This window comes from Anaerovibrio sp. RM50 (assembly GCF_000622005.1).
Classification (GTDB): Bacteria; Bacillota; Negativicutes; order Selenomonadales; family Selenomonadaceae; genus Anaerovibrio.
On record NZ_JHWV01000012.1, the window covers coordinates 104,744 to 112,730 of the forward strand.

8 protein-coding genes and 2 pseudogenes are annotated in these 7,987 nt (G+C 40.9%); 3 read left to right on the plus strand and 7 right to left on the minus strand.

Annotation, left to right across the window (positions count from 1 at the left end):
• Window positions 1-140 precede the first annotated feature (140 nt).
• From T525_RS0107765 to T525_RS0107780, 4 genes are all read right to left on the minus strand, one after another.
• The gene (locus T525_RS0107765; protein WP_027406744.1) at window positions 141-1,754 is read right to left on the minus strand and encodes a peptide chain release factor 3; all 1,614 of its coding nucleotides are present in this window, start codon (window positions 1,752-1,754) and stop codon (window positions 141-143) included.
• A 328-nt stretch (window positions 1,755-2,082) separates the two neighbouring features.
• Window positions 2,083-2,547, minus strand: a complete 465-nt coding sequence (locus T525_RS15650) for a hypothetical protein (protein WP_051533490.1) — start codon at window positions 2,545-2,547, stop codon at window positions 2,083-2,085.
• 80 nt (window positions 2,548-2,627) lie between these two features.
• Window positions 2,628-3,956, minus strand: a complete 1,329-nt coding sequence (locus T525_RS0107775) for an ATP-binding protein (RefSeq protein ID WP_027406745.1) — start codon at window positions 3,954-3,956, stop codon at window positions 2,628-2,630.
• A 165-nt stretch (window positions 3,957-4,121) separates the two neighbouring features.
• The gene (locus T525_RS0107780; protein ID WP_027406746.1) at window positions 4,122-4,499 is read right to left on the minus strand and encodes a hypothetical protein; all 378 of its coding nucleotides are present in this window, start codon (window positions 4,497-4,499) and stop codon (window positions 4,122-4,124) included.
• A gap of 237 nt (window positions 4,500-4,736) precedes the next feature.
• On the opposite strand from T525_RS0107780, the gene T525_RS0107785 reads away from it, so the two are divergent.
• Window positions 4,737-4,994, plus strand: coding sequence for a hypothetical protein (locus T525_RS0107785; RefSeq protein WP_027406747.1), 258 nt, complete (start codon window positions 4,737-4,739; stop codon window positions 4,992-4,994).
• Window positions 4,995-5,205: 211 nt separating this feature from the next.
• Window positions 5,206-5,469: a DUF4405 domain-containing protein gene (locus T525_RS14720; protein ID WP_051533491.1), complete on the plus strand. Its 264-nt coding sequence runs from the start codon at window positions 5,206-5,208 to the stop codon at window positions 5,467-5,469.
• Here T525_RS14720 and T525_RS16805 read toward each other — a convergent pair.
• The 3 genes and pseudogenes from T525_RS16805 to T525_RS0107800 form a co-directional block, all read right to left on the minus strand.
• Window positions 5,425-5,556 (minus strand): annotated as a pseudogene (locus T525_RS16805) (PH domain-containing protein); the annotation flags it as partial. The gene T525_RS14720 and the pseudogene T525_RS16805 sit on opposite strands and share 45 nt — an antisense overlap.
• Window positions 5,557-5,809: 253 nt before the next feature.
• Complete coding sequence (locus tag T525_RS0107795) at window positions 5,810-6,103, minus strand: type II toxin-antitoxin system RelB/DinJ family antitoxin (protein ID WP_027406748.1); 294 nt, start codon at window positions 6,101-6,103, stop codon at window positions 5,810-5,812.
• Window positions 6,104-6,268: 165 nt separating this feature from the next.
• Window positions 6,269-7,054, minus strand: coding sequence for a viroplasmin family protein (locus tag T525_RS0107800; protein WP_198022654.1), 786 nt, complete (start codon window positions 7,052-7,054; stop codon window positions 6,269-6,271).
• Between the two features lie 420 nt (window positions 7,055-7,474).
• Between T525_RS0107800 and T525_RS14725 the strand changes: the two are divergent.
• Window positions 7,475-7,951: pseudogene (locus T525_RS14725) on the plus strand (transposase); the annotation flags it as partial.
• Window positions 7,952-7,987 lie beyond the last annotated feature (36 nt).

Consider the following 7,987-nt stretch of genomic DNA (forward strand, 5'->3'; position numbering starts at 1 on the left):
TTATAACGCCATTGTTCAAATTTTTCTTCTTTAGAAGAAAAATCTTCCAATTAGCGTTTCAACGAGCTGGGAGATATTCTCACCAGCTGTTGTAGTTTGTTTTCCCCCACCTAAAGAGGAAGGGGACATCTTAAAGCTCGTTATACTTCTTTTCTGTCAACGGGCACAGTATGGAGCTCCAGATCAGGATTGTTGTCGGTAATCCAGCCCAAAGCCCACTCGTTGTTTACCAAAAGTACAGGATTTTCCCGACGGTCATATACGAACATGCCACGGTCCGCACCACGAAGGCTGGCAGGAGTCACCTCACGGCCGTCCTCATAGGTCAGCCAGCGTGCCACTTCATAAGGCTGCATGTTCATCTCAATGTCCACGCCGTACTCATTCTTCAGACGATATTCCAGCACCTCAAACTGCAGTGTGCCCACTGTTCCCACAATAAAGGAATCCATTCCCGCACCGACCTGAGTAAAGAGCTGAATGGCACCCTCCTGGGTCAGCTGCTCGATACCCTTCACAAACTGCTTGCGCTTCATGGTATCCTTGGCTGTTACACGGGCAAACTTCTCTGGCGGGAATACAGGGAAGGCCTCGTACTCAAACTTCTTGGAATTATCGCAGAGAGTATCGCCAATGCCGAAAATACCCGGATCAAAGAGACCCACAATATCCCCTGGATATGCCTCCTCCACAATCTGACGGTCCTGGGCCATAAACTGCTGAGGCTGGGCCAGCTTAATGGCCTTGCCACTGCGCTTATGATAAACGCTCATGCCACGCTCAAACTTGCCGGAGCAGATGCGGATAAATGCCAGGCGGTCGCGGTGGGCAGGATTCATATTGGCCTGAATCTTGAACACGAAGGCGGAGAATTTGTCATCCTCCGGGGAAATAAGTCCCTCGGAGGACTGTCTTGCCTGTGGCTCAGGAGCCAGCTTCAGATATTCCTCCAGAAAATTCTGCACGCCAAAGTTGGTCATGGCGGAACCAAAGAACATTGGAGTCAGCTCACCACGGGCCACCTTCTCCAGATCGAAGTCCTCACCAGCCATATCCAAAAGCTCAATATCGTCCATCAGTGTCTGATGGGCTTCCTGCCCCAGCATCTGGGCAAATTCAGGGTCGTCCAGGGAACCGGTAACGGAGGCACGGGTATTCTGACCATGGGAGGTATCGTCCTCAAAGAGCTCAATCTGCTTCTTCTGGCGGTCATAAACCCCAAAATACTTGCCGTCAGTGCCGATTGGCCAGTTCATAGGATAGGAACGGATACCCAGCACGTTCTCCAGCTCGTCCATCAGATCAATAGGGGCCTTGCCGAAACGGTCCAGCTTATTTACAAAGGTAAAAATTGGAATACCGCGCTGCTTGCAGACCTTAAAGAGCTTCTTGGTCTGTGCCTCCACGCCCTTTGCCACGTCGATAATCATTACGGCGCTGTCCACAGCCATAAGGGTACGGTATGTATCCTCGGAAAAGTCCTGATGCCCCGGAGTATCAAGGATATTGATGCAATAATCGCCATAATTGAACTGCAGTACAGAAGAAGTTACGGAAATACCGCGCTGCTTTTCGATCTCCATCCAGTCAGAAACCGCATGATGTGCAGTCTTTCTGGACTTTACGGAGCCTGCCAGATGAATGGCACCGCCGTACAAAAGCAGCTTCTCTGTAAGGGTAGTCTTACCCGCATCCGGGTGGGAAATTATGGCGAAGGTCCGCCGTCTCTTTATTTCATCAGTCAACTGTGACAAAGTCTATTCCTCCATTGTCGTAATCTAATTCTCGTCATTAAAAATACACCCGTATATTATATAAGAAACACAAGTAAAACACAATTATGTTTTATACAAAAATAGACTGGCAGATGCCAGTCTATAAGAATGTCTTTATTGAATTTGCCGGACAAGCTCCTGAACCTGCTGGCCTCAGCATTCCTAATTCATCTGTTCCTTTATATTTGTCCCTTTCCCCTTCACCAATTTGAAGCTCGTCACCAGGGCCACAGTCAAAATCGCAACCAGAAAGGCCACTATCCCCAGCTACCCAACTTTTCCGGACAAATGTGAGGCCAGAATGCTTTTATCCGTATAATGGTATCAGCATTGCATAAGGTGCGGTAAACATTGCCAGTATCCAGCACAATTTATTTATAACCCCTTCATCTAATCCAGTTTTTACGAAAGCAAACCGCCTGTCCATATAGAAAATGCTTACTGCCGACAGCAGCACCCCAGGAATGGCCAGAATCGTTGCACCGGGAAAATTAAAGGTATTCCATTCAGGGCAGAATTTATCTGCCAGCAGGGCCACCGCCAGAATCAGCAATGCCCCCAAAATATCGCTTATAAATCCAATAATCCAGACCCTAAAAATGCAGCTCTTCCATAATTTTGCAAAATCACGGATCTGCAAATATCTCCCGGCCAAATACAGTACCAGGCTGTCTATCAGAAAATTCCCCGGCAGGATAATCAGCCATACACCTGTGGGCAGAAGATAAAATAACCACACGGGGAAAAGAATATTATAAAGCCGTTTTGTCATAATACCCTATCCCCCTAAATAGTTATTTTTAGGCTAAATACTTAACCTCATTCCTTCAGACTCTATAATTCAAAATAATACTATAAGAATACTGTCATATATACTGGAAGCAGCAGTATATCTTCTTCCTTTTGCAAGTCTTTAGTATAAAGAATGTACTTATTCAAAATTTGTGAGGAATATTTTTTACAAAAAATATCAAAGGACGTATGAGTCTTATGGGTAGATGATTTTACCTCAATAGGACACATTTTATTGTTGTGTGAAATCAGAAAATCAATTTCATAGTTTCTACCTTTATCCGTATTTTTGAAAGTGTGGTAAAAGAGCTTATACCCTTTTGTTGCCAGCATTTGGGCAACGAGATTTTCATATAAGTAACCAAGATTAGCAGAATGCTTGTCAGAGAGAAGCTTCCGGTATAAATCATTTTCTGTAAATGATTTATTTTTGAACATAAGGGTGGTGAAAAGCCCTGTATCTGACAAAAACAGCTTATAACGGGTCAAATCCATATAAGATGCCATTTCTGCTGATGGATGACTGGTATGATAAGCTGGCATAACAGTTCGGGAATCAATTAATTCCGCAATAAGATCCAGTGAATTGGCAGGTCTTAAATGAGGAATAACACTTGATATTGTATAGCGTGCAGCATTTTTATTGAGCTGAGCAGGTATGGCATCAAAAAGGCGTGACAGTTTTCCTGTTGAATCTATTTTGTAAAAATCATCTTCATAAAGTTTAAGAATGTCCCGCTTGACATTATCGACTATTTCAAAATTATTTGAATTAAGATAAGCCTCCACAGCCTGTGGCATGCCACCAACAAGCATATACAGACGCATGTCACGCATAATTTTTCTATGAGCTCCATCACCTACACCTTTTTGTTTTTGGAATAATTGTTTTAATAAGGGGATAGTTACCGTATCACCCGTAGCCCATAAAAACTCCTCAAAATCCATTGGATACATGTGTATGTGACGCTCTTCACTGGGAATGAGAATGTCTTTTACATTTTTCTTTATAGATATAAGAGAGCCTGTTTCCATGTAGTCATAACGATGGTCTGCTACCAGATGCTTTATTGCTTGGCGGGCCAAAGGATACAGCTGAACCTCATCGAAGATTATCAAGGATTTTCTCTCTATTAGCTTTACTCCTGTTTGAAGCTGTAATTGCAGGAAAAAATAATTTAAATCAGATATATCACGGAATAAATCACGTATTTCCTGAGAACATATTGAAAAATCTATGAGTATATAGCTTTCATATTCATTTTTTGCAAATTCCTCTACAACTGTTGATTTACCAACACGGCGTTGCCCTTCAATCAACAAAGCCGTTCTGCCATCTGATTCTTTTTTCCAAGAAATCAATTCGTTATAAATCTTACGCTTGAACACGGCTATTCTCCTCGTGCAGAAACTATATTATTCAAAATCTACAACTTAATTTTAATAAAACTAATCAAAATCTGCAACTTATTATTGTATGATTTATTCAAAATCTACACTTATTTACTATGAATATTAGTCAAAAATTGCACTTTTTGTTATAATTTCATTGCCTCAGTAATACCAAGAGTCTTCTATTCTGTATTCCCAGCCTAGCTTATTCATACAGAACTCAAAGATACCATTTCTGGGGATGACCACAGTAGTGTGGCCGCCATCCATGATGCTTGTCTCATACCGCCACATATCATCCTTATGCTTGCTAAACTCCCAGGCTATCACATCCAGCTGTTGTCCGTCCTTCACCGTCTTGACTGTCACATCAAAATATCTGCCATTACTGGATATTCCGCTGCTAATAGTGTCATCCATCACGTAAACATCTATATTCGAATCTCCCCAGTGATCAACCCACACATCTTCAGCCTCGCAGCTTGGCAGCATGCAAGCCATCACCACCGCTATTACCAGCACAGACAATAGTTTTTTCATAACCAGACACCTCGCATATAATTAACCAAATATATTTATATGGAATGATTTTCTACGCCAGTATAATTTTTCCTGCACCATCTTAATATTCCTATGCAATTGAATAGGGCGACGCGAAGCTAGTGCCGTTGGGCCGACCTCCTTTGTCCCCCTTTTTTATACTCTTTTTAGATGCAGTTTAGATTTTGTTTATATTCAGCCCATATAATAAACCCATCAAAAGAAAGAAGGGATTTTATGAACAAGAAAACTATAGCAGCCGGGGTTATGAGCATTATGATTTTGAGCGCTGTTCCAGCATTTGCGGCCACACCGCACCATGATGAAATTACCGCCCCTCATCATTCTGTACACCATTCCACAGACATCAAATACGACAAGGAAATCAAGCCCCACAAGGACGTAAAACCGGCACCTGCCCCTGAGCCTCCAAAGATAGATACCCATAAGGACAAGAAGCCAATACCTCCAAAAGAAGATAAACACCGTGGCTAATTGTCAGTTATAAGTTATAATTTAATAAGGCTGTGTATGGAGCCATGCTTTAAGCAGAAAAATCGACAATCTTATCAGAATAAGTGCGTCGATTTTTTTTACTACGAAATCTTAGTGAATCGAATCTGTAAGATGAAGATGAATTTTAGATTTCGTGTAAGGGCTGATGAAAGCCCGTATGCTTTCATCTTGCTTACGAAAGGAGATTATCATGAAAAAGAATTATTGGCTTGACTGGTTGCTTTTTATCAGTGGTTTGATTTGCATTGTTACTGGATTAATGCTGGATTTCCATCTTATTTCAGGTGGCAGGGAAGCCAGGCTATTATACAGACACATCCATATTTACAGCGGTTATATTATGGGAATTGGGCTGCTGTTTCATTTAATCTGGCATAAGGGCTGGATTTCCATGGCCACAAAGAAGATTTTAGGCCGTAAAAACGCCCCTGCTCAGGACTCGGAAATAGTCTAAAACAGGGGCTGGATTGTAATGAAAAATTCCTTGAATACCCACCAGTATCAGCCTTTTATTGGTAAAGAGAAACATATCTCTGATAACCTTGTAGGATGTCCATCTTCATATCGCTATAGCATTTAATGGTCAATTTGAATATTTTAGGCCATCAAAAAGGGGCCTCACGGCCCCAAATATTTTGGATTTAAAAAATTGATGCTTTATTCGGCACAAAACCTACAAATGCTATGGGAAACAACTTGTCCCTAGTATATCAAATGTTATTGTAACTCCATTAAATCCAACTGCGCAGCTTGGTCACGAGCGACATATATAACACCTATGTACTTTTCATCAATCAAACTCCCAAATCAGCAAATCCTTCATCCACTTCAACGGATTCGTCCTGTTTGGCTTGCTTTAATCCAGTTTCCATGAATTTATTAAACTGCTCATTAGTCATTTCGTCACGTGCCAATACCCGATTAGGGAGCGTCAAGCTAAAAGGAATACCATTATGGGCTATAATTTGTCTATAGAACATATCAATTGCCACAGAACGCGGAATACCAAGATTGGCAAGGATGATTTCAGCCTGCTCTTTTATATCCGCTTTCATTCTTAAATTAACATTTGCTGTTTTAACTGCCATATCACATCACCCCTTTACACAATAATATACAAAAGTGACGCAATCTGCAATACATTTTCGTAATTAGAATAAGTTCCTGTGTTATCTTTTGATGCTATCGGCCAATCAAAAAGGGGGCGCCCAAGACATTACGCCTAGAAATTGAGTATCTGTAAAATGTTCCGTTTATTCAGAACAGCGTCGGGCGATTTTGTCACATTGGGTATTATATGCTTCACCATTATGTCCCTTGACCCATGTCATCTTTATATTATGCTTTATAAACAGGTCGTAAAATTCTTTCCATATACCAGTCCGGAATTTAGCCTGCTGATTATGAAACTTGAAAGAGTACACTGTTTCAATAATAGAAAGACAATCTGTACGAATTTCTATATCAGCTTTCTGGCTGCTATCGATAGCTCTTAAGGCTGATACAATAGCATGCAATTCAGCGTTGCTGGAATTCATTATTGCAGATGACTTGCCGCCTACACATATTTCTGTGCCAGTGACTGAATCTATAATAATAGCGGCATATCCTGTTCCCATGGCCTTATAAGAGGCATCAGTATATATGATTAACGGATTTGGAGATTTAATCTTGCAATAAATCCAAGGCCTTGAAGATATTGCAAACCGCTGAATCGCTTGTTGAAGTTTTCTTATAACGCTGATCTGGGAAAGTTTCGGTTGCAGATTGCTCCACCATTTTTCATAAAATTTTCCTGGTATAACCCTGTCAACATGAATTATGGAATTAATGCTGAAACGTCTCAAGCCCAGCCATTCCCTGGCACCTTCCTCAGTATAGAACATCTTCCCCCTAGATTTTGGAACTCCAATGATATTATCCTTGAATTCCTCTTCAGAATAATAAATACCGGGAGCCTTGCCAACCTTCACTGCGTAAACACATTTTTGGGCTGGAAAATCTGCCGGTTCCCTGCACCAGACCTCGGCATCTGCCAACGAATCAAACCCCTTGGCAGCCTTAAATTTCTTTTGGTTAATCAGTTTTTTATATTTGCTGAGAGATTTAACAACAATATGGCTGCCATTCTTATAACGTATGGCATAGTATTTTTTGGCCATGTGTTCACCTGCTTATTTGAAAACACAAAATGGAGTGACACATTCCGTAGCCAGACAAAGACAGTATAACATAGCAATCTGGCAACAGAAGGGCGTGTCAACGGATAAAACCAAACAATAGTTTGTTGTGCTAATAGTAACATATGTTTGTATAAAAGTCTATATTTTTCTACAAAGCTGTATCAAGCAACGATTTTAGTGGGCTTATTCATTTATTTTGAGTATAAATCGAAATACTATTCATCTCAATAAAAGAGGCCTTAGCTTTTCGCTGGGCCCCGGTATGAGAAATGGCTTACCGATGTTACTGAGTTTAAATGGTATGAAGGATTGGAAGCACGCAAGATTTACCTAAGTGCAATTCTAGATCTGTATGATAGAAGAATAGTTGCTTTTGTCTTAGGAACTCACAATAACAATTCGTTGGTATTCAAAACTTTAGATGAAGCTGTGAAAAACAATCCAAATGCGCATCCACTGTTTCATAGTGACCGTGGTTTTCAGTATACAAATCGGATATTTCATAAAAAATTGGAAGAATACGGTATGCTTCATAGTATGTCTCGTGTTGCTCATTGCATTGACAATGGGCCAATGGAAGGTTTTTGGGGCATATTGAAAAGGGAATGTTATTACGGCAAACGCTTTACAGATAGACTTAGCCTCGTACATACAATAAAATTCTACATTGCTTACTACAACGATAACCGTGTTCAACGCAACCTTGGCATTTTGACGCCGAGAGAAAAACACGATATGTATTTTGCCGCATAAAAAGGTCGACAGAACAATCTCTGTCGACCAAAGAAA

Coding starts and splice junctions, on each gene's coding strand:
- T525_RS15650 (WP_051533490.1), bottom strand. CDS start 2,547: ATGACAAAACGGCTTTATAATATTCTTTTCCCCGTGTGGTTATTTTAT.
- T525_RS0107780 (WP_027406746.1), bottom strand. CDS start 4,499: ATGAAAAAACTATTGTCTGTGCTGGTAATAGCGGTGGTGATGGCTTGC.
- T525_RS0107795 (WP_027406748.1), bottom strand. CDS start 6,103: ATGGCAGTTAAAACAGCAAATGTTAATTTAAGAATGAAAGCGGATATA.
- T525_RS0107785 (WP_027406747.1), top strand. CDS start 4,737: ATGAACAAGAAAACTATAGCAGCCGGGGTTATGAGCATTATGATTTTG.
- T525_RS14720 (WP_051533491.1), top strand. CDS start 5,206: ATGAAAAAGAATTATTGGCTTGACTGGTTGCTTTTTATCAGTGGTTTG.